Below are 19,213 nucleotides of genomic sequence, written 5' to 3'. Positions count from 1 at the left end.
ACTCTCCTCTCGGGTTGGCAACGCCTCGACGTTATGACGACGAGCCCGCTTCCGCATCCGGAGCGGCTGCATCCCGCAGCGCGCCGAGCACCTGCTCCCAGTTCGCCGTCGCGTGCGCCGCCTCCTCCGCCGAGCCGTTGCCGTCCTGCTCGAGCGTCACCGTGGTCGACCCGTCGTTCTCGTCGAACGTGAAGGTCAGGTGGTGGTAGTTCTCGGGCAGGTCGGGCTGCCCGCTCAGTGGCGAGTAGTGGGTGTACCGCAGCCGCCTGGGTCGGTCGACCTCGAGGATCTCGCCGTGGTCCTGGAACGGCTTGCCGTCCCACTCGCCGTCGAACGTGATCGGCACGCCGACCACGTACGTGCTGGTCACGTGCGCGCCCATCATCCAGGTGGCCTCGGGGTCGACCAGCGTGTCCCAGACGGTCTCGGCACGGGCCGGGATCTCGACGGACGCGCGGGCGACGTGGTTCTCAGACATGAGCGCCTCCCTGGACGCGACAGAGGTCGGTGAGCGTGAAGATCTCCGACCCGTGGTGGATGATCTCGCGGTTGACGTGCTGGACCAGGTGCGCGAACGGCGCCTGCGCGTCGATCTCGGTGGCCTGGCTGAACCCGACCGTGAAGATGTCGTCGTCCGACATCTCCGCGATGCCGGTGCGCCACAGGTCCGCGATGCGGGTGAGCTCCGCGACCGCCGGGCCGACCTCGCCCGAGTAGGTCAGGGTGGGCCGGCGGGCCTGGTGGTCCCCGAACGTCCAGTCCCACCGCTCGGTCAGCACCTCGGTCAGGTGCGCGACGAGCCAGGCGATGGTGCGGGGCCCCGGGAAGTCCCCCGACGGCGGCCACTCGACCACCCACTCACCGACGCCGAACGTGCGCGGCGCGGTCGAGTCCGCCCGACGCCGGACGCTGAGCGCGCCGGGCCCGGGCTCCCAGACGAACTCGTCCTGCGTCACGGTCTCGAGCCGCCGCCCGAGCTCCCACCACGAGAACTCGAGCTGCCCGCGCACCACCGCCTTCGGCGTCGGGATGCTCAGGATCGACCAGTCGAACTCGTCCATCTTCCGACGGTAGCGACGACCTCCGACAGCCGCCCGATCAGGCGGCCGGACGCTCCGCCTCGGGCGGCGTCTCCTCGCGCAGCCGCGGCTCCGTGCGCCGCGACGGCGCGAAGCCGGACTTGTCGGCGTAGAAGGCCCGGACCCGGTCCATGTCGGCGGCGACGTCGCCGGTCAGGCGGAACGTCGGCCCCAGGCCCGTCGTCATCGTCGTGCGGTCGACGTAGCCCAGCGTCACCGGCAGGTCCGTGGCCCGCGCGATGCGGTAGAAGCCCGACTTCCAGCCCGCGCCGCTGCGGGTGCCCTCGGGCGTCACCACCAGGTAGAAGCGGTCGCCGCCCTGGATCCGGGCGACCAGCTCGTCGACGAGCCCGGCCGGGTCGCGACGGTCGACGGGGATGCCGCCGAGCGCCCGCATGACGGGACCGGCGGGGCCTTTGAACAGCTGGTGCTTGCCGAGCCAGCGGATCTTCAGGCCGGCCTCGCCGGAGATGGCGAGCATGAGGATGAAGTCCCAGTTCGACGTGTGCGGGGCGCCGATGAGCAGGCCGGCCCCGTCCACGGGCACGCGCTCCGTCCGCAGGGTCCAGCGGCTCAGGCGCCAGTAGGCGCGTGCCAGGGTGCGTCGCAGGCTCACGCCAGGACGGTACCCGACCGCCGCATCTGCTAGCCGCGCCGGCGCAGCAGCAGGAGGGTCACGTCGTCGATCGAGTCGGGGTCGTGACACTCCCGCAGCACCTGGTCGATGTCGATGGCTCGATCGGGCTGGTCGGAACGGTCGACCACCCGCCGCAGCCTCTGCAGCCCGTCGCGCAGCGAGGTCTGGCGCGAGTCCACGACGCCGTCGCTGTAGAGGACGAGCCCGGCCCCGGGCCCCAGGTGCAGCGTGCCCGTCGGCACGACGCCGGAGCCGACGCCCAGCGGCCGGTCCACCGGGAGGTCGAGCAGGACGGCCGCGCCGTCGGTCCGCAGGTGCAGCGGCCGCGGGTGCCCGGCTGCCGACAGCGTCACCTCGCCGGTGGCCGTGTCCACCAGCGCGATGATGACGGTCGCCATCTCCGACGGCATCGTCCAGCGCACGACGTGGTCGAGGGCCCCGACCGTGGTGGACGTGGAGTCACCGCGCAGCAGGTACGCGCGCAGCGCGTTGCGGATCTGGCCCATCGCGGCGGCGGCGGACAGCCCGTGACCGGCGACGTCGCCGACGACGACCGCCAGCAGCCCGTCGGGCAGCATCAGGGCGTCGTACCAGTCGCCGCCGACCCGACCACGGGCGGCGGGCTCGTAGCGCGCCTCGACCGTCCACCCGTCGGGGGACGGCAGCGACGCGGGCAGCAGGCTGCGCTGCACCGTCTCGGCCGCGCGGACCTGCAGGCGGGCGCGCTCGAGCAGCACCTCGAGCAGGTGGCCGCGCAGCTCCTCGGCCGAGCGCACCTCGCGGTCCGACCACGGCTGGCACTGCCCGCGCACGGTCTCCCGCCACAGCGCGAAGGACTTGCGGGGGCTGAGCCGGACGTCGTCGCCCTCGCCGCGCGCGATCTCCTTGTTGTGCGGGTCGCCGCCCCAGTCCACGTTGTGCACGGCCTCGTGCCGCAGCCAGACGAGCGCCTGTCCGTCCGGCAGGCGCAGCGCGAGCAGCCCGGCCACGTCGGGCAGCGTCGCCGCGAGGTCCGGCTCCTCGGTCCCGAGCGCGCCCCGGACCACCACCTCGGCCGGCTGCTCGGCCACCCACGCGAGCAGCCGCGCGACGTCGGCCGGCACGCGCCCGACCGAGTCGACGACCCGGTCCGCCGCGACGACCGCGCCCTGCGCCGGCACCAGGTCGAGCAGCGCCGTCCCGGTGACCAGCGCCGTCGCGAGCGCGCGGTCCTCGTCCCGGCTGGCGGCGAGCACCCGTGCCTGCGTGCGCGCCGCGCGGATCCGCTCCTCGAGCTCGTCCTCCTCGACGCGCGCGACCAGGCGGAGCGACAGCGTCGAGCCGAGGAACTCCGCGGCCGCGCGCACGCCGTACGGGGGCTCGTGCGGGCCGGAGTAGTGGTGGCACGCGATCAGCCCCCACAGCCGACCGTCGCGCAGCAGCGAGATGGACATCGACGCGGCGACGCCCATGTTCCGCAGGTACTCGAGGTGGATCGGCGAGACGCTGCGCAGGATCGAGTGCGTGAGGTCGAGCGGCTGGCCGGAGCGTTCGTCGAGACCGGGCCGGATCCGCGCCGGCACGTAGTCCACGTCCGAGATGAGCCGGACCCAGTTCTTCTCGTACAGCGCCCTGGCCTGCGGCGGGATGTCGCTCGCGGGGTAGTGCAGGCCGAGGAACGGGTTGAGGTCGGTCCGCATGGCCTCGGCGACGACCTCGCCGTTGTACTCCGCGTCGAAGCGGTAGATCATCACGCGGTCGAACCCGGTGAGCGCGCGCACCTCGCGCGCGGTGACGTCGTAGAGCTGCGCGAGCTCGTGCGTGTGGTTCAGCTGCTCGACCGCGCCGCGCACGGCCTGGTAGGTGTTCGGGAACGAGAAGGGCCGAGGGCCCGAGGCCAGCTCCAGCTCGACGACCAGCAGGGTGTCCTCGTCGACCGCGACGCGGTGCAGCACCGCGTCGAGCTCGAGGTCGCCGTCAGGCGTGGCGGCCGTGACCAGGATGGGGTTGCGCGCCCGCAGGTTGCCCCACGTGCGTACGTGCAGCTCGAGGACGTCGGCACCCTGAGGCCCCAGCACGTCCGCGAGCGTCCGTCCCAGCACGTCGTCGACGGCGTGCCCGAGCACCGACCCGACGTTGTCCGACGCATGCCGCACGACGAGGTCGGGCTCGGTCACCGCGAGCAGCACGCCCCGCGGCTGGACGCTGCCGGGGACGTGGATGGGCTCGCGCGCGCAGTTGTCGAGGTCGACCGGCACGTCGCTGGCCAGGAAGGTCGTCGCGTCCGTCTCCGCCATGCCCTCTCCGCCTCGTCGCGAGATCGCTGTCGCGACCACACTCGCACGATTCGAGGACCAGGTGGGAGCCTCGCGACGGATCAGCGTCGAGCGGGGACCGCGGGCAGCGCCGGGGTGGGACGGGACCGGCGGACCAGCTCCCCGGGGACCCGCAGGGCGCGCGATCGCGACGGCATGAACCGGACGAAGAACCCCACCCGCAGGAGCCACGCGACCCAGCCGGTGAGCGGGATCCCGTAGAGGTCCGCGACGCCGCGGCCGACGCCGAACGACGCCGCCTGACCCAGCCCGAGGTAGCGGAAGCGCAGACCCGGCCGACCCGTCAGCGCGCGGGCCACGTTGCGACCGACGTGGTCACCGGCCTTGATCGCCCAGAGCGCGTTGGCGGTGACGGGCACGCCGGTGCGCGGGTGGGCGACCGAGGCCGCGTCGCCGGCGGACCACACGTCGGGCGCGACGAGCAGCTCGCGCGTGGTGACCAGGCGGCCGCGCTCGTCGCGAGGAAGGGTCTCGAGGCCGGGCAGGGCGACCGCGCGCTGACCGGTCGTCGCCAGGACCGCCCGGGTGCCGACGACGGACCCGTCCGAGAGCGTCACCGACTCGTCGTCGGCCGCGGCAACCCGCAGGCCCGTGCGGACGTCGACCCCGAGGCGCTCCAGCTCCGCGACGCAGCGTGCCGCGAGCCTGGGCGACAGGGCGGGCACGACGCGGTCGGCCGACTGCACGAGCACCACGTCCGGGGTGCGGACCGCGAGCGCGGCGGCGAGCTCGACGCCCGCGAGCCCACCTCCGACCACCACGACCGGCCCGTCGACCACGCGCACGTGCTGGAGCAGGTCCGCGAGGTCGCCCGGGCCGCGCAGGGTGAGGACCCGACCGTCGAGGCCGTCGAGCGGCTCCCGCGCACCGGTGCCGACGACGAGCGCGTCGTACCCCATCCGGTGCTCGGCGTCGTCGGCCGTGTAGTGCACCCGGCGAGCCACGAGGTCGACCCGGGTGACGCGGGCGTGCACGACGCGGGCGCGCGGCATGGCCTCGGTCAGCGGCGTCTGCGTGAGCGCGAGGGGCAGCAGCCCGGCGACGACCTCGCCGGTGAACCCGTGGAAGTTGTGCACGGTGTCGGCGGCGAGCACGACGATCTCGACCTCGCCGCGGTTCAGCTCGCCGCGGAGCCGTCGGGTGAGGGCGCCGTAGGCGCGCAGGGTGACGTACCCGCCCCCCAGCAGGACGACGCGCTTCACCGGGCACCGACGAGGGGGCGGCCGAAGCTCGCCGGCAGCGCCGCGCCGAACCCGTGCCGCGCGAACCGCAGGGCCAGGCCGCGCACGTGCTCCACCTGGTCGAGCGTCGGCACGCCGATCGAGAAGTGTCCGGTGTGGCCGGCGAGCCCGAGCAGGAACGTCTCCGCGAAGCACGCGTACGCCTGCCCGCGCGGCAGCCCGATGTCGGCGCCCTTGAGCGCCATGCCGGGGATCGAGACGACGCCGCCGTCGACCACCGTGACGTCGGGCCGGGCGGCCGTGAGGCCGGGCGAGGTGTTGCGCGGCTGGGTCGCGTCGAGCACGAGCGCGCCGGGGGCCAGGTGCTCCGCGCCCAGCAGCGCCTCGCTCGACGCGGTCAGCAGCACCACGGCGTCGCAGCCGCGGACGTCGCGGATGTCCGTCGATGTGCTCGTCGGCACCCGTGGCCCCACCTCCGCCGCGAGCGCCGCCAACCGCGCCGCGCCGCGCGCGACGAGCAGCAGCGAGTCCACCGACCCGGCCCGGGCGAGCAGCCGCACGAGGGTGGTGCCGACGGACCCCGTCGCGCCGACGACCGCCACGCGGCGCTCCGGGACGTGGGCGAGCAGCTCCAGCAGCTGGTCCTCGACGATGGCCGCCGTGTACGCGTTGCCGTTGGTGACGCCGATGTCCGTGCGGCCCCGCAGCGTCATCCCGCCCGCCGTGACGGTCGCAGTCAGCGCCCCGAGCCCCACCACCCCCGCGCCCAGCCGCGCGGCGTGGTCGATCGCGTGCCCCACGCGCGCCACACCCTCGTGCCGGTGCGTCAGCAGGTGCGTCGCGCCGAACGGCACGAGCACCACGTGCCCCACGGGCTCATGGTCCAGGTCCACGCGCGAGATCGCGGACGGCCGCAGCGGCAGCTTGCGGACCGCGACGTCGACGAGCCCCTCCGGCACGCGCCCGAGCGGGCGCCAGATGCGGGCGAGGTCGTCGGCGATCCGGGCTCGCGGGTGGACGAGGAAGGCGAACGGTGCGGCGGTGCTCATCAGTGGCTCCCTGGCTCGTGGTCTGCCCCGAAAGGGCGCCGCGGGAGCGGGCTGATACGTGAGGTGGGGCTACACCTCGTCGCGCCAGCTGTGCTGCGGGTCGTAACCGAGCAGGCGCCGGGCCTTGTCGATGGACAAGAGCGTCTCGCGGCCCTCGATCGGCCGGGCGACCGGGACGTCCGGGAAGTACTCGGCGACGAGCTCGGCCGACGGCCGCTCCAGCACGGTGTCCGGCGAGGCGACGATGAACGCCTCGAAGCCCTTGAGGTCGCTCTGGAGCGCGAGCCGGACCGCCAGCGCGCCGTCACGGGCGTCGATGTAGCCCCACAGGTTCCAGATCCGGCTGCGGGGGTCGTCGGCGAAGCCCGGGAACGCGGCGTAGTCGGCGACCTCCATGACGTTGGAGAACCGGAGGCCGATGAGCTTGAGGTCGGGGTCCCAGCGCGTGAAGTGCCGCGCCATCTCCTCCTCGACCGCCTTGCCGAGCGAGTAGGTGCTCTCCGGGCGGACCGCGTACTCCTCGTCGACCGGGACGTACGGCGGGGGCGTCTCGAAGGGCAGGCCCAGCACGGTCTCGCTCGAGGCCCACACGACGTTCTTGATGCCTGCCCGACGGGCGGCGCTGAACACGTGGTGGGTGGACACGACGTTGTTGGCGAACGTCGCGCCGCTCGGGCGCAGGCCCGGCGCGGGGATCGCCGCGAGGTGGACCACCGCGTCGACGCCGTCGTAGCGGTCGTCGATGCCGGTCAGCGCCTCGGTCACCTGACCCAGGTCGGTGAGGTCGACGCGGCTGAACACCGCCCGCTGCCCGGCCGGTGGCGGGGCCGTGTCGACGTTGACGACGTCGTACCCGTGCTCGGCGAGGTCCTCCACGACCGCACGACCGAGCTTGCCTGACCCACCGGTGACCACGACGTGACTCATGGCCCCGACGCTATCCCGCGTCGACCCACGCGTGCTCGGGCGGCAGGAGCGCCTCGAGCGCGGGCCAGATGGCGTCCGGCAGCGGCTCCGAGGCGAGGTCGAGCGTGCGGGCGACCCGGCCGGGGCGGCTCATGCCGACGATGGTCGACGCGATCCGCGGGTCCCGCAGCGAGAACTGCAGCGCCGCGGTGCCGAGGTCGGTGTGGAAGTCGGAGCACACCCGCCGCATCGCCTCGACCGCGGCCAGCGTCTCGGGCGGCGCGGGGCGGTAGCCGTACGTCGTCGGCCCTCCGGCCTGGTACGCCAGGATCCCGCCGCCGTAGACCGCCGCGTTGAGGATGCCCATCCCCTGGCGGACGGCCTCGTCGAGCAGCGGGCCCGCGCTGCGGTCGACCAGCGTCCAGCGGTTGTGCACCAGCAGGACGTCGAACACCCCGAGGTCCAGGTACTTGGCGATCTCCTGGACGCGCCCACCCGCCAGGCCGATCGCACCGACCTCGCCGGACTCCTTCAGCCGGACCAGGGCCTCGACCGGGCCGCCCGGCGCGGACATCGTCGCGAAGTCGAACGACTCGGGGTCGTGGAGGTGGACCAGGGGCAGCTTGTCGATGCCGAGGCGCTCGCGGCTCTCGGCCACCGACGCGCGCACCCGGTCGGCGGAGTAGTCCCTGCCCGCCGGGTCAACCTTGGTGGCGATGACGACGCCCTCGGGCACACCTCCGGCCTCCACCAGCGCCGCGCCGATGCGCCGCTCGCTCTCGCCGTCGCTGTACGCGTTCGAGGTGTCGATGAAACGGATCGGGCTGTCGAGGGCCGCCAGGACCGTCGCGACGCCCTCGTCGGCGGAAACGTCGCGGCCGAACAGGGCGGGCATGCTGCCGAGCGGACCGCCGCCGAGGCAGACGGCGGAGACGCGCAGCCCCGTGGGGCCGAGATCGCGGATCCACCCAGGCTGACCGGGTGCGTAGTCGGGCTGCTTCATCCCGCCATCCCACCACGGCGCGGCCCGGGATGTCGGACCGTTCGACACCTGTCCGTCAGCCCTCGCTCGTGAAGGCGACCAAGCCACCGCTGCCCGCGCCGAACAACCGGTGGTCGACCACGGCCAGCCGCTGGACGGCGATCGGGATCGGGGCCTCCCATTCCCGTCGGCCGTCGCGCAGGTCGTAGGACGCGACGACGCGGCCGGCGCCTGGGACGGACTCGAGAACAAGGAGGCGGCGACCGTCGGTGACGACGTTCTGACCGTAGGCGCGTGTCGGCAGCTCCCACCGCTGGTGTCCGGTGGCGGCGTCGACAACCGTCAGCGCGTCGTCGGCCAGGCGGGCGACCATGCCGTCGGCGACGACGAGCGTGAGGGTCGACGTCTCCGGCCACACCGCCCCCCACGCCTGGTCCCCCGTGGTGAGGTCGAGTGCATGGAGCCGATCCTCGGCCTGCAGGAGCAGCGTGTCGGGCACGGTCCCGTCGTCGGTGCCGACCCAGGCGAGGTACGAATGCCCCAGGTCGACGACGCGGCCCGTGTCCAGGTCGTGGAGCTGCGTGGACGTGTCGCCGTCGAGCATGAAGCTGTGGCCGCCCCGGTGCCAGACGTCGTCACCGTCGAGCTCGTCGACCGCCGTCCCGTCGCCCGCGAGCAGCGTGGTGGTCCCCAGCCACGAGACGGCGATCGTGTCGTCGAACATCCGCACCGACGGGTACATGGACCCGACCCCCTCGGTCGGGCGCGGGACCTCCACGCTCCACCGTTGCGCGCCGGTGGACGGGTCGAGCCGCACCAGGGTCGCCGGGCCGTCCCCCGACTCCGGCGTCTCCGCGACGACCACGTCGCTGCCGACCGGGACGAACGAGGAGTCCACGGCGACCGGGCGGTCGAGCACCATCTCGCCGGTGGTCGCCTCGAACGCACGCAGCCGGACGATCCCCGGCCGGACCAGGTCGGTCGTGTCGTCGAGGTCCTCCGTCCGGTGCACGTCGTCGGCGGTGCCGACCTGCCATGCGCCCGGTACCAGGCACACGACGACGCCGTGACCTGGGGCGTCCGCCGACGCCTGGCAGGACGTCGGGTCGTACGTGAAGCGGTTGTTGAGGTCTCCCAGGTCCGGGACGCTCGAGAGCGCGACGATCCAGAGCTCTTCCCCGCTGTCGGCGTCGAGACCACGCAGCGACTGCGTCGGGCCGCCCGTCTGCTCCCACAGGACCAACATGCCGTCCCGGACCCACGCCCGCTCGGGGTTCGCGACCGCCTCGTTCGCCGGAGCTGGCGGGGACGTCCAGGCGACCCGCGGTGCGTCGAACATCGGTGCGAGCACGCCGGGCAGGAGGGCCAGAGCCTCGGCCCGCGCGCGGTCTTCCCGCACGGACACCGCAACGGGGACGGCGACCGCGACGGCGGTGGCGACGACGGTCGCGGCCGAGACCAGCCGGTGCCGACGGACCCAGCCGAGCCCGCCCCGAGCACCACGGGCGACGGCGCCGCGCGCGCGGTCGACCTCGTCGATGGGCGCGGATCGGTCACCGTCGGGCTCCGGGAGCTCGACCTGCGCCATCTCGCCGCGCCGGCCCATGTGGGGACGCTACAACTGTGTGACGGGGTGCGTCTCTGGTTCTCTCGCGCGAAGGACGGGGGCGATCCCCTCGGCGCCCTTGGCCAGCAGCCAGACCAGGAACGCGATCTCGGAGAGGCCGCCCATCATGCCGAGCGTCGTCGACAGCGCGTCGGCCTCCGGGGCCGCGAGCTCGACCGCGAACCCGGCGACGTACCCGATGCCACCGGCCACGAGCGCGTACCCGAATCCGCGAGGCACCGAGCCGGACCGCACCACGAGGTAGCCCAGCGGGACCAGCCACGCGCCGAAGAAGATCTGCGCCACCGAGTACCCGACCCCGTGCAGGTCGAGGAACAGCACGGCGAGCTCGTCGGCGCCCCTCTGTGCCGCGATCACGGCCCCGGCCTGGTTGACCATGTTGAGGCACTGGATGGCCACGCTGACGGCGTTCAGGGTGAGCATCGCGACGGCCGCGGTCCGGTTCACGTCCCGGAACAGCGCGTAGAGCGCGATGCCGACGAGCAGGAAGCAGGTGAACGCGACGAGGTCGGCGGCGAAGGCGACCTTCAGGAGACCGAGGTCGTCGCGGATGGCGTCGGCCACGTCGTCGGCACCCCGGACCTTCGCCCGGACGAACAGCTCGGCGAACCCGCCGAGGATGGCGACGACGAGGTAGAGCAGACCGGCAAGGCGTGCGGTGCGCATGGCGGTGCCTTTCGTGAGGGCGTGCCGGATCGCGAGACGGCGACCGTCTCGTGCGGGGTGGTGCGGGTGTCAGCCCGGGTACTGGAAGACGTCGTCGAGCGGGACGCCGAACACGCGGGCGATCTGGAAGGCCATCTCGAGCGACGGGGAGTATCGCCCCTGCTCTATCGCGATGACGGTCTGACGGGTGACGCCGATGCGCTCCGCGAGCTCGGCCTGCGTCATCTCGTCGTGCGTGAAGCGGAGCGTGCGGATCGAGTTGGTGACCTGGGTGGGTTTCACCATGCGGAGAAGTCCCGGCGGTAGGCCGCGAGCTTGGTGACGGAGCCGAGGATCGCCGACAGGACGAAGCAGAGGTAGATGACGTTGGCGATCCAGAACCAGTCCACCTCGAGCATGGCCAGCACCATCGCCGCGAGCGCGCCGATGACGACGAACGACTGGCCGGTGTACTCGCCCAACCGGTTGATCTCCTTGTCGCGCTGGTCCTTGACGTGGCCGTCCCGCCGGTTGGCGAGCGAGACGAGGATGGTGCCGACGATGGACGCGACGATCGCGCCGCCGATGGACCACAGCAGCGGACCGACGTACGCCACCTCGGTCAGCGGCACGTCCCGCGCGCGGCTGAGGACGACCACGGCGTACGCGCCGTATGCGAGCACGGCGACGACGACGAAGACCCAGACGTTGCGTTCCTCGTACGACATCGGTGCTCCTAGACGACGGTCAGGACGGTCTTGCCGCGCGCGTGCTCGGCCTGCAGCCGGCGCAGCGCGTCGGGTGCGTCGCTCAGAGGGTAGGTGCGCTCGACGGATGGCGTGACCAGCCCCGCCTCGACGAGCTCACGCAGACTGTCCAGGGTCGCGCGGCTGCCTCTGGCGGCGAACGGGTGCAGTCGCTGGCTCACGAACGGGTTCACGACGACAGCCTGGACGAGCCGACCCATCGGCCCGATCACGCGTCCGCCGCCCCCGAAGGACAGGACGAGCGTGCCGGTCGGCGTCAGGGCGCGGCGGCAGGCCGTGAGCGTCCGGTTGCCGACGAGGTCGAGCACCCAGTCGTAGCGCCGCCCGTCGCTCGTGAAGTCCGAGCGGCCGTAGTCGATCACGTGGTGGGTTCCGAGGTCGCGCACGAGCTCGACGTTCCGCCCGCTGCACACGCCGGTGACCTCCGCGCCGAGCGCCGCGGCGATCTGCACCGCGAACGTGCCCACCCCGCCCGACGCTCCGTTGACCAGCACGGTCTGCCCGGGCTGCACGCCGTCCAGGGCCTGCAGCGCCGTCCCGCCGGCCAGCGGGACGGACGCCGCCTGCGCGAAGGAGAGGTTCACCGGCTTGCGGGCGACGACGTCCGCGTCGATCACCACGAGCTCGGCCCAGGCGCCGGCGACAGCCTCGGCGCAGACCTCGTCGCCGACCTGCACGTCGGTCACGTCCGCGCCGACCGCCTCGACCACGCCGGCGACGTCCTTGCCCGGGACCGGGTGCTTGGGCTTCCGCAGCCCGGACACCGTCCGGATCAGCGACGGCCGCCCGGTCACCATGGCCACGTCGGCGAAGTTGAGCGACGACGCGTGGACCCGGACCAGCACCTGGTCGGCCTTCGGCACCGGTCGGCGCACGGTCTGCCAGCTGAGCACGCCGGCGTCCCCGTAGGCACGTTGGACGATCGCCTGCATGGTGCCAGTCTCGGTCTCGAGGGCCATCGGAGTCTCCGGTGTAAAGAATCATTGACACGACGAACGTAAGACAGACCGGACATCGTGTCAAGAGTTCTTTACATGGCAGGATCGTCGCCATGGACGTCGTGGTGCTCTCGGGAACGGTCGGCGCGGGCAAGACCACGGTGGCAGCGGCGCTCCGTCGAACCTTGCTGTCGCGGGGGCTGGAGGCGATGGAGCTCGACGTCGACGAGCTGGCCCACCGGAGCCCGGCCCCGGCCGACGACCCGTTCAACGAGCGCGCGGTCGTCGCCCACCTCCGGTCGATGCGCGAGCACTGGCGCGACGCCGGGATCGAGGTCCTGATCCTCCCGCGCGTCCTCGAGGACCCCTCTCAGGCCGACGACTACGCGGAGGCACTTGGCGTCCCGGTCCGCATCGTGCGCCTCGACGCCCCCGCGACCATCCGCCGAGACCGTCTGCTCGCCCGCCACGAGGCCGGCCCCGACCGCGACTGGCACCTCGCCCGCACCGACCCGCTCGCGGCCCTGCTGGATGCCGTCGACGTCGACCTCGTCGTGGTCAACGACGGCCGCGCGCCGTCGGAGGTCGCCGAACAGATCGCGGACCGGCTCGGGTACTAGAGCGGCCCCTACCCACCCGGTGTGAAGGCGACGATCCCGGCGGAGCTCACGCCGAACAGTCGGTGATCGACCGCTGCGATCGCCTCGAGACCCGAGGGCGCCTCCACCGTCCAGGCGCGCCGGCCGTCGCGCAGGTCGTAGGCGTCCAGGGTGGTCCGGACCGGGTCGCCGCCGAGGACGATCAGGTGGCGACCGTCGGTGACCAGATCCTCGGCGCCCCGCCCGTCGGTCCGGACCTGCCACGCCTGGACTCCGCTCCGCAGGTCGCGCACCTCGAGGGTGCCGTCGACGAGCGACGCGAGCCTCCCGTCGGCGATGAGCATCCTCGACCCCGCGGTCGACGTCGGCGTGGGACTGGTCCACGCCGTCCCGCTCGTGACGTCGAGGGCGCGCAGGCCGTCGTCGTTCTGGAGCACCACCAGGTCGGGCTCCGAACCGTCGTCCGGGGCGATCCACGGGAAGAAGGACTCCTGAGTCTCGAAGCGCCACCCGGTGTCGAGGTCGAGCAGCACGGAGGAGTCGACACCGGATGTCAGGCTGTGCCCGCGCTGTCGCCAGACGTGGTCGGTGTCGTAGTCCACCGATGCGGTGCCGTCGGCCGTGAACAGGTGCGTCGTGCCGAGCCACCCGACAGCGATCCGGGCTCCGAACAGCCGGACGGCCGCGAACGCCGTCCCGACGGAGCCAGGATCGCGCAGGATGGTGGCGCTCCAGCGTTCCGCCCCGGTGGTCGGATCGATGCGCGACAGGCTCGACCTGTCCGCCACCAACGACGCCGTCTGGGCGATCACGACGTCACCACCGAGGGCCACGACCGAGGAGTGGTCGGCGACCGCCTCGTCCCGCACGACCGCGCCGGTCGCGGCGTCGAAGGTCCGCAGGCGCAGGGCCGTCGGCACCACCAGCGTGGCGTTCCCGTCCCCGCCCGTGCCGAGCATCCACGCCTCCGGCACCAGGCACACGACGACGGTGTCCCCCGGCGCCGAGCAGGTCGTCGGGTCATCGACCGACAGGTACGGCGGATCGCCCAGGTTCGGAGCGGTGGTCAGCGACGTCCTCCAGAGCTGGTCCCCGGTGTCGGCGTCGAGCGCCCGCAGGGACTGGCGCAGGTTCTCCGACTGGTCCCACAGGATGAGGACGTCGTCGCGGATCCACGCCCGGTCGGGGATCCCCAGCACGTAGTCGCCCGGGGCGGAACGCGACGTCCACGCCACCGAGGGCGGGTCCTGCATCGGTGCGACCACCGTGGGCAGAGCCGCGAGAGCCGTTGCGCGCTCGCGCGCGGCGTGTGCCGAGCGGGCGACGGGGACCGCGGTCGCGACGACGAGGGCGACGACCACCGCTCCGGCGAGCACCCGATGGTGCCGGACCCACTCGAGTCCGCCGCGCACCGTGTCGCGGACGGCGGAGCGGGCGCGATCGACCTCGTCGGCGGTCGCGATCACGCCCGGGTCAGCGTGGTCGCCGGGCTCGACGAGCTCGACCTGCGCCATGTCGCCGCGGTGCGCCATGCTCGGACGCTACCCGCCGCGGGAAGAGGCGGCGGCGGTCACAGCACCCGCGCGAGGTCCTCCAGCGCCGCCATCGGGTCCGGGCCCACGGGCATGAGCACGGTCGTGGTGACGCCCGCGTCGTGCAGCTCGCCGATCCGCTTCCTCGCCCCGTCCACGGTGCCGACGACCGCGAGCTGGTCGACCCACTCGTCGGGCATCCCGGCGGCGAAAGCGGGGCGGTCGGTCGCCGCGGCGCGCAGGGCACGGAACTCGTCGGCGAACGGCAGCGGGGCGATGTGCACGTCCCAGTCCGGCTCCCCGATCCACTCGAGCGCGGGGCGGACGGCGTCGCGGGCGGCGTTTGCCGAGTCGTCGACCGCCGCGACGCAGTACGCCACGATCCGGTGCTCGCGCGTCGGGGCGATGTGCCGGAGCGCCTCGGCCACGTACTCCGGGGTGACCGGTTCGGCGAGGATCGTGCCGTCCGCCGACCGGCCCGCGAGCGCGAGCGACCTCGGGCCGCGGACACCTGCAAGGACCCGCGGCGGGCTCGTGGGCGGCGAGTGCAGGTCGACCCCGTGCAGCGTCACGTACCGGCCGTCGGCGTCGACGGCGCCTCCGCGCAGCACCGCACGCACGGCGTCGAGGTGCTCGCCGAGCATGGTCAGCGGGCTCTGCGGCCAGGCGCCCACCTGCCGCATCCAGCCGGGCATCCCGTGCCCGATGCCGATGTCGACCCGGCCGGGGAAGAGCTCCGCGAGCGTCGCGGCCTCCATCGCCGTGAACGCCGCGTTGCGCACCGCGGCGGGCAGGATGCCGATGCCCACCCGGATGCGGTCGGTCATCGCGAGCGCCGCGGCGGCCTGGGCGACGCCGCCGCGGAAGAAGCAGTCCTCGACCACCCAGAGCTCGTCGAACCCGAGCGCCTCGGCTCGCTGGGCGAAGGGCTTGAACCGGTCCGCGGGCAGGTCCCGCGGGAGCATGACGCCGACGGCGCGCTCGGTCATCAGATCTCCTTGATCACACGCGCGGGGTTGCCCACCGCGACGACGTCGGCGGGCAGGTCCTTGGTGACGACGGCGCCCGCGCCGACCACGGTGTTGTCGCCGATGGTGACACCCGGGCAGACGATGACCCCGCCGCCCAGCCAGACGTTGTTGCCGATGGTGATCGGCTTGGCGGCCTCGAGCTTCGCGCGCCGCGGTTCGGGGTCGACCGGGTGGATCGGGGTCAGCAGCTGGACGTTGGGGCCGATCTTGGTGTCGTCGCCGATGCGGATGTGCGCGACGTCGAGCGCGACCAGCCCGAAGTTCACGAACGCCCGCGCACCGAGGTGCAGGTGCACGCCGAGGTCCACATACAGCGGCGGCCGGATCCAGGAGCCCTCGCCCAGCGAACCGAGCAGCTCGCGAAGGCGCTCGCCCGCGTGGGCGTCACCGCTGCGGACGGCCTCGGCGAACCGCTCGGCGCGGGCCTGCGCCGCGCTCGTGAGGGCGCCGATCTCGGCGTCGGCCTCGTACCAGTCGCCGGCGACCATCCGTTCGTACTGCGTGCGGGAGTGCTGTGTCATGACCCCTGGGCCGCCCGCAGGAACCGATCGAGCAGCGGTCCGGCGGTGGTCGACCCGTAGTCGCCCACGTCGACGAACACCGCCACGGCCAGGTCGCCCTGGGTCGCGATCATCCACACGTGGTTCTGCAGGTTCCCGGCGTCGCCGAACTGGGCGGTGCCGGTCTTGGCCGCCACGTCGTCGCCGGGCACGTCCTGGAGGAACGTCGCTCCACCCTCGGTGACCACGCCGCGCATCAGCTCGTGCAGAGTGGCCGCCTCCGCGGCGGTCAGCGGCGTGAGGGGCCGAGGAGTCTCGGTCGGCGGCGCAGCGGTCGACGTGGAGTCGGACGGCTCGGGTGTCGCCGCCCCCTCGACCGGGACCACGAGCCGGGGGACGACGGTGGCACCGTGCGCGACCGACGCGGCGACCGTCGCCATGCCGAGCGGGGACGCGAGCACCCGCCCCTGCCCGATCATCGAGGCCGCGTGGTCGGTGCCGTCCGAGTCGCTCGGGACGTCGCCGAGGAACGCGGGGAACCCGAGCGTCGCGTGCGGGTCGAGGCCGAGCGAGCCGGCGGCGTCGATGAGCGCGTCCTGGTCGGCCTCGTCACGCGCCGAGATGAACGCCGTGTTGCACGAGTTGGCGAAGGCGGTCCGCAACGGGATGGTGCCCAGCTTGTCGGTCGGGTACTCGGGGAAGTTGGTGAAGTTCCGGCCGTCGACCGAGACCGTCGCGGGGCACGAGACGTCGCTGTCCGGGGTCAGCCCGGATCGCAGCAGGGCCAGGGCCGAGGCCACCTTGAAGGTGGAGCCGGGCGCGAACTGCCCCAGCGTGGCGGTCGACAACCCCTCGCCCCCTGCGCCGCTGGCGGCGGCGAGCACGTCGCCGGTCGACGGACGGATCGCGACGATCGCGCTGGCCGGCCCGACGTTCGCGAGCACATCCTCGGCCGCGTTCTGCAAGGGGACGTCGAGCGTGGTGGTCAGCGGTGTGCCGGGCGTGGGCGCCGCGTCGTAGAGCTGCCGCGGCGAGCTCCCGTCGGCCTGCGCCGCGGTGATGGCCAGGCCGGGCAGCCCGCGCAGCTGCGCGTCGTACTGCCGCTGGAGGCCGGACAGGCCGGCCAGGTCGCCCGCCGCCACGGCGCCGTCCGACTTCTCGACGATCTCCGCCGTCGCCTCGCCGACCGACCCGAGGATCGGCCGGGCGAACCGCCGGCTCGGCGCCAGCGGCAGCGTGCCGACGACGTCGTTGACCCCTTCCATGCTGGACAGGTGGGCCACGTCGTACGCGGGATCACCGTCACGGACCGTGATCGCCTCGACGAACGCCTTCTCGCCGGCCGCCGCCACCTTCGCGGCGTAGGCGTCCTGGTCGGCACCGAGCGCCCAGGCGAGCGCCCGGGCCGCCGTGTCCTGGTTCTCGGGTGCCACCCGGGTCTTGTCGATGCCGAGGCGGTGCACCGTGCGCGGCTCGACGATGACGGCACCGTCGGCGCCGAGAACGTTCGCGCGATCGGAGCGCGTGCGCTTCACGGAGAGCACCTCGCCCGCCGTGAGGTCCGGCGCCAGGAGCGTCGGCGCCCACGCGGCGTGCCAGACGTCCTCGTCGTCACGGGTCAGGCGCGCGTGCGTCTCGTACGTCCAGTCGGCGTCGCTCTGGTCGAGGTCCCACGTGAAGCCGAGCGTGGCCGTCGCGGAGTCCTCGTCCTTCTCGTCCACCGTCGCGGAGACGACCTTGACCCGGGGCTCCCACGGCGCCAGCCCCTCGTACGCGGTCGTGCGCGCCGAGGTCGCGGCCGTGACGTCGTCCTGTCCGCCGGTGAAGGGCGCCCGGGAGAAGTCGCCCGACGCGAGAGCGGCGGCGAGGGCCTTCGTGGCGCTCTCCGGACCGGGCGGCTCGGCCGAGCACGCCGTCAGCCCCGCGGCCACGAGCAGCAGCGCCGCCCCGCCACCCGCCAGCCGGCGCCAGGCCACCGTCCGTTCACCTGCGAACGTCATGCTGTCCTCTCGTTCTGCTCCACCAACGCCCCGAGAGCGTGTCACCACCAGATACCTCGCCGTGGGCGAACGGTGCAGCCTTCACGACTCCTCCCCAGACGCGTCAGCCGAAGACGCCCGCGGGGTCGTACTCCTGCCGCACCCGGGTCAGCCGTGCGGTCGTCGCACCCTCCCACACCGGCGTCCCCGCGCCGGCAAAGTTCGGGTTCAGCTCCGCCGCCGTCCAGGGCCGCACCGCCTCCGCGACCGCGTCCCCCGCGGTCGGCATGGTGGTCGCGAACTGCGTCGGGTCGACCCCGACCAGGCCGAGCGTGAACGCCACCCCGCGACCCGCGACGGCCGAGCCACCCGGGACGTCGACCGACGTGCGTCCCGCGACGTGCCGCAGCTCGGCGGCGATGAACGGGTGCTGCGTTCCCGGCCCGACGAGCCCGAGCCACGCCGTGGCCAGGTCGTCGTCGGCGTGGGTCAGCATGATGCCGCGGACCCAGCTGGGCCCGGGCTCGGTGGGGTCGTTGTGGATCTCCGCGGCGCGCGACACGGGCAGCACGCCGACGGTGTCGGCCAGGGTCGGAGCGAGCGCGCGCAGGGGCGCTGCGACGGCCTCGCCGGTCGCCTCGTCGCCGGGCCGGGCGAACCGGAGCACCAGCACGGTCTTGCCCCGCAGGAACGGCGGCACGGCGTCGAACGGCGGGAAGCCGATGATCGCCGCGCTCGTCGTCGTGCCCGGGTCCGCGGTCGCCGTCCATGCCAGCCAGCCGCGCAGGGCGGCCTCGATGTGCTCGGCGTCGAAGAACAGGGAGCCGGCGTACAGCGACGGCATCGCGACCAGCCGCAGCCGGAGCTGCGTCACCACGCCGAGCCGGTGCTGGCCGCCGCGGAGCGCCCAGAAGAGGTCGCGGTGCTCGTCGGCCGACGCCTCGACCATCTCGCCCGTCCCGGTGACGACCGTGAGCGACTCAAGCTGGTCGGCGCTGAACCCGTGGCTGCGCGCGAACGGCCCGAGACCGCCGCCGAGCAGGTAGCCGACCACACCGACGCCGGTGGACGACCCGGCGATCGGCGCGAGCCCGTGGGCGTCCGCGACGGGGACGACGTCGGTCCAGCGCGAGCCGGCGCCGATGGTCGCGACCCTCGTCGTCGGGTCCACCGTCACGCCGTCGAGCCGGTGCGTGGTGAGCAGGACCCCGGAGGTCACCGGCGTCCTCGCCCCGTGACCGGTGGCCAGGACGGTGACCCCGACGCCCTGGTCGGCGGCCCAGCGGACGGTCTCGACCACGTCCTGCGTGCTCGAGGCCCCGACCGCGACGTCCGGGGAGTGGACCATGGCGCGGTTGTGCGCGGCGACCTCGTCGGCGAAGCCGGGATCGTCGGGGAGCAGCACGGGGCCGATGACTCGGGAAGCGAGGGGATGGGACATGCCGA

19 protein-coding genes are annotated in these 19,213 nt (G+C 73.6%); 1 reads left to right on the top strand and 18 read right to left on the bottom strand.

The genetic code is table 11. The features are described from left to right. Positions 1-31: 31 nt before the first annotated feature. The 13 genes from ACXJKA_RS16030 to ACXJKA_RS15970 all read right to left on the bottom strand — a co-directional run bounded on the left by ACXJKA_RS16030 (position 32) and on the right by ACXJKA_RS15970 (position 12,147). On the bottom strand, positions 32-478 hold the full coding sequence (locus ACXJKA_RS16030; protein WP_456826215.1) for an SRPBCC family protein: 447 nt from the start codon (positions 476-478) through the stop codon (positions 32-34). Beyond that, a complete protein-coding gene (locus ACXJKA_RS16025; protein ID WP_456826214.1) occupies positions 471-1,061 on the bottom strand; it encodes a DinB family protein in 591 nt (196 codons plus the stop codon). Before ACXJKA_RS16025 ends, ACXJKA_RS16030 begins: the two co-directional genes overlap by 8 nt. A gap of 37 nt (positions 1,062-1,098) precedes the next feature. Continuing rightward, the gene (locus ACXJKA_RS16020; protein ID WP_456826213.1) at positions 1,099-1,695 is read right to left on the bottom strand and encodes a 1-acyl-sn-glycerol-3-phosphate acyltransferase; all 597 of its coding nucleotides are present in this window, start codon (positions 1,693-1,695) and stop codon (positions 1,099-1,101) included. A 29-nt stretch (positions 1,696-1,724) separates the two neighbouring features. Next, positions 1,725-3,992 carry a SpoIIE family protein phosphatase gene (locus tag ACXJKA_RS16015; protein WP_456826212.1) on the bottom strand — a complete coding sequence of 756 codons (2,268 nt, stop codon included), beginning with the start codon at positions 3,990-3,992 and terminating at the stop codon, positions 1,725-1,727. Between the two features lie 80 nt (positions 3,993-4,072). Next, positions 4,073-5,233: an NAD(P)/FAD-dependent oxidoreductase gene (locus ACXJKA_RS16010; RefSeq protein WP_456826211.1), complete on the bottom strand. Its 1,161-nt coding sequence runs from the start codon at positions 5,231-5,233 to the stop codon at positions 4,073-4,075. Further along, positions 5,230-6,261: a semialdehyde dehydrogenase gene (locus tag ACXJKA_RS16005; protein WP_456826210.1), complete on the bottom strand. Its 1,032-nt coding sequence runs from the start codon at positions 6,259-6,261 to the stop codon at positions 5,230-5,232. Before ACXJKA_RS16005 ends, ACXJKA_RS16010 begins: the two co-directional genes overlap by 4 nt. Before the next feature lie 69 nt (positions 6,262-6,330). Beyond that, positions 6,331-7,188 carry an NAD-dependent epimerase/dehydratase family protein gene (locus ACXJKA_RS16000; protein WP_456826209.1) on the bottom strand — a complete coding sequence of 286 codons (858 nt, stop codon included), beginning with the start codon at positions 7,186-7,188 and terminating at the stop codon, positions 6,331-6,333. Between the two features lie 10 nt (positions 7,189-7,198). Next, positions 7,199-8,170: an aldo/keto reductase gene (locus tag ACXJKA_RS15995; RefSeq protein WP_456826208.1), complete on the bottom strand. Its 972-nt coding sequence runs from the start codon at positions 8,168-8,170 to the stop codon at positions 7,199-7,201. A 55-nt stretch (positions 8,171-8,225) separates the two neighbouring features. Further along, positions 8,226-9,755, bottom strand: coding sequence for an outer membrane protein assembly factor BamB family protein (locus ACXJKA_RS15990; RefSeq protein ID WP_456826207.1), 1,530 nt, complete (start codon positions 9,753-9,755; stop codon positions 8,226-8,228). Between the two features lie 9 nt (positions 9,756-9,764). Further along, a complete protein-coding gene (locus ACXJKA_RS15985; RefSeq protein ID WP_456826206.1) occupies positions 9,765-10,442 on the bottom strand; it encodes a DUF4386 domain-containing protein in 678 nt (225 codons plus the stop codon). A gap of 69 nt (positions 10,443-10,511) precedes the next feature. Continuing rightward, entirely contained in the window at positions 10,512-10,727 is a 216-nt protein-coding gene (locus tag ACXJKA_RS15980; RefSeq protein ID WP_456826205.1) for a helix-turn-helix transcriptional regulator, read from the bottom strand. Next, positions 10,721-11,149, bottom strand: coding sequence for a hypothetical protein (locus tag ACXJKA_RS15975; protein WP_456826204.1), 429 nt, complete (start codon positions 11,147-11,149; stop codon positions 10,721-10,723). The genes ACXJKA_RS15980 and ACXJKA_RS15975 overlap by 7 nt, the downstream gene beginning before the upstream one ends. An 8-nt stretch (positions 11,150-11,157) precedes the next feature. Beyond that, on the bottom strand, positions 11,158-12,147 hold the full coding sequence (locus ACXJKA_RS15970) for an NAD(P)-dependent alcohol dehydrogenase (RefSeq protein WP_456826203.1): 990 nt from the start codon (positions 12,145-12,147) through the stop codon (positions 11,158-11,160). A 92-nt stretch (positions 12,148-12,239) separates the two neighbouring features. Here ACXJKA_RS15970 and ACXJKA_RS15965 point away from each other — a divergent pair, with 92 nt between their 5' ends. Continuing rightward, positions 12,240-12,746 (top strand): AAA family ATPase, encoded by a 507-nt coding sequence (locus ACXJKA_RS15965; protein ID WP_456826202.1) that lies wholly within the window; start codon positions 12,240-12,242, stop codon positions 12,744-12,746. Between the two features lie 8 nt (positions 12,747-12,754). Here ACXJKA_RS15965 and ACXJKA_RS15960 read toward each other — a convergent pair whose 3' ends face one another. The 5 genes from ACXJKA_RS15960 to ACXJKA_RS15940 form a co-directional block, all read right to left on the bottom strand. Next, positions 12,755-14,257 carry an outer membrane protein assembly factor BamB family protein gene (locus ACXJKA_RS15960; protein ID WP_456826201.1) on the bottom strand — a complete coding sequence of 501 codons (1,503 nt, stop codon included), beginning with the start codon at positions 14,255-14,257 and terminating at the stop codon, positions 12,755-12,757. Between the two features lie 38 nt (positions 14,258-14,295). Further along, entirely contained in the window at positions 14,296-15,246 is a 951-nt protein-coding gene (locus ACXJKA_RS15955) for an LLM class flavin-dependent oxidoreductase (RefSeq protein WP_456826200.1), read from the bottom strand. After that, entirely contained in the window at positions 15,246-15,809 is a 564-nt protein-coding gene (locus ACXJKA_RS15950; protein ID WP_456826199.1) for a sugar O-acetyltransferase, read from the bottom strand. The genes ACXJKA_RS15955 and ACXJKA_RS15950 overlap by 1 nt, the downstream gene beginning before the upstream one ends. Then, a complete protein-coding gene (locus ACXJKA_RS15945) occupies positions 15,806-17,788 on the bottom strand; it encodes a penicillin-binding transpeptidase domain-containing protein (protein ID WP_456826198.1) in 1,983 nt (660 codons plus the stop codon). Before ACXJKA_RS15945 ends, ACXJKA_RS15950 begins: the two co-directional genes overlap by 4 nt. 103 nt (positions 17,789-17,891) lie before the next feature. Continuing rightward, entirely contained in the window at positions 17,892-19,208 is a 1,317-nt protein-coding gene (locus ACXJKA_RS15940) for an FAD-binding oxidoreductase (protein ID WP_456826197.1), read from the bottom strand. Positions 19,209-19,213 lie beyond the last annotated feature (5 nt).

It is taken from the genome of Cellulomonas sp. P5_E12, assembly GCF_054049315.1.
Note: the sequence above shows the minus strand (reverse complement) of the source record. Positions and strands in the feature narration are given on the sequence as shown.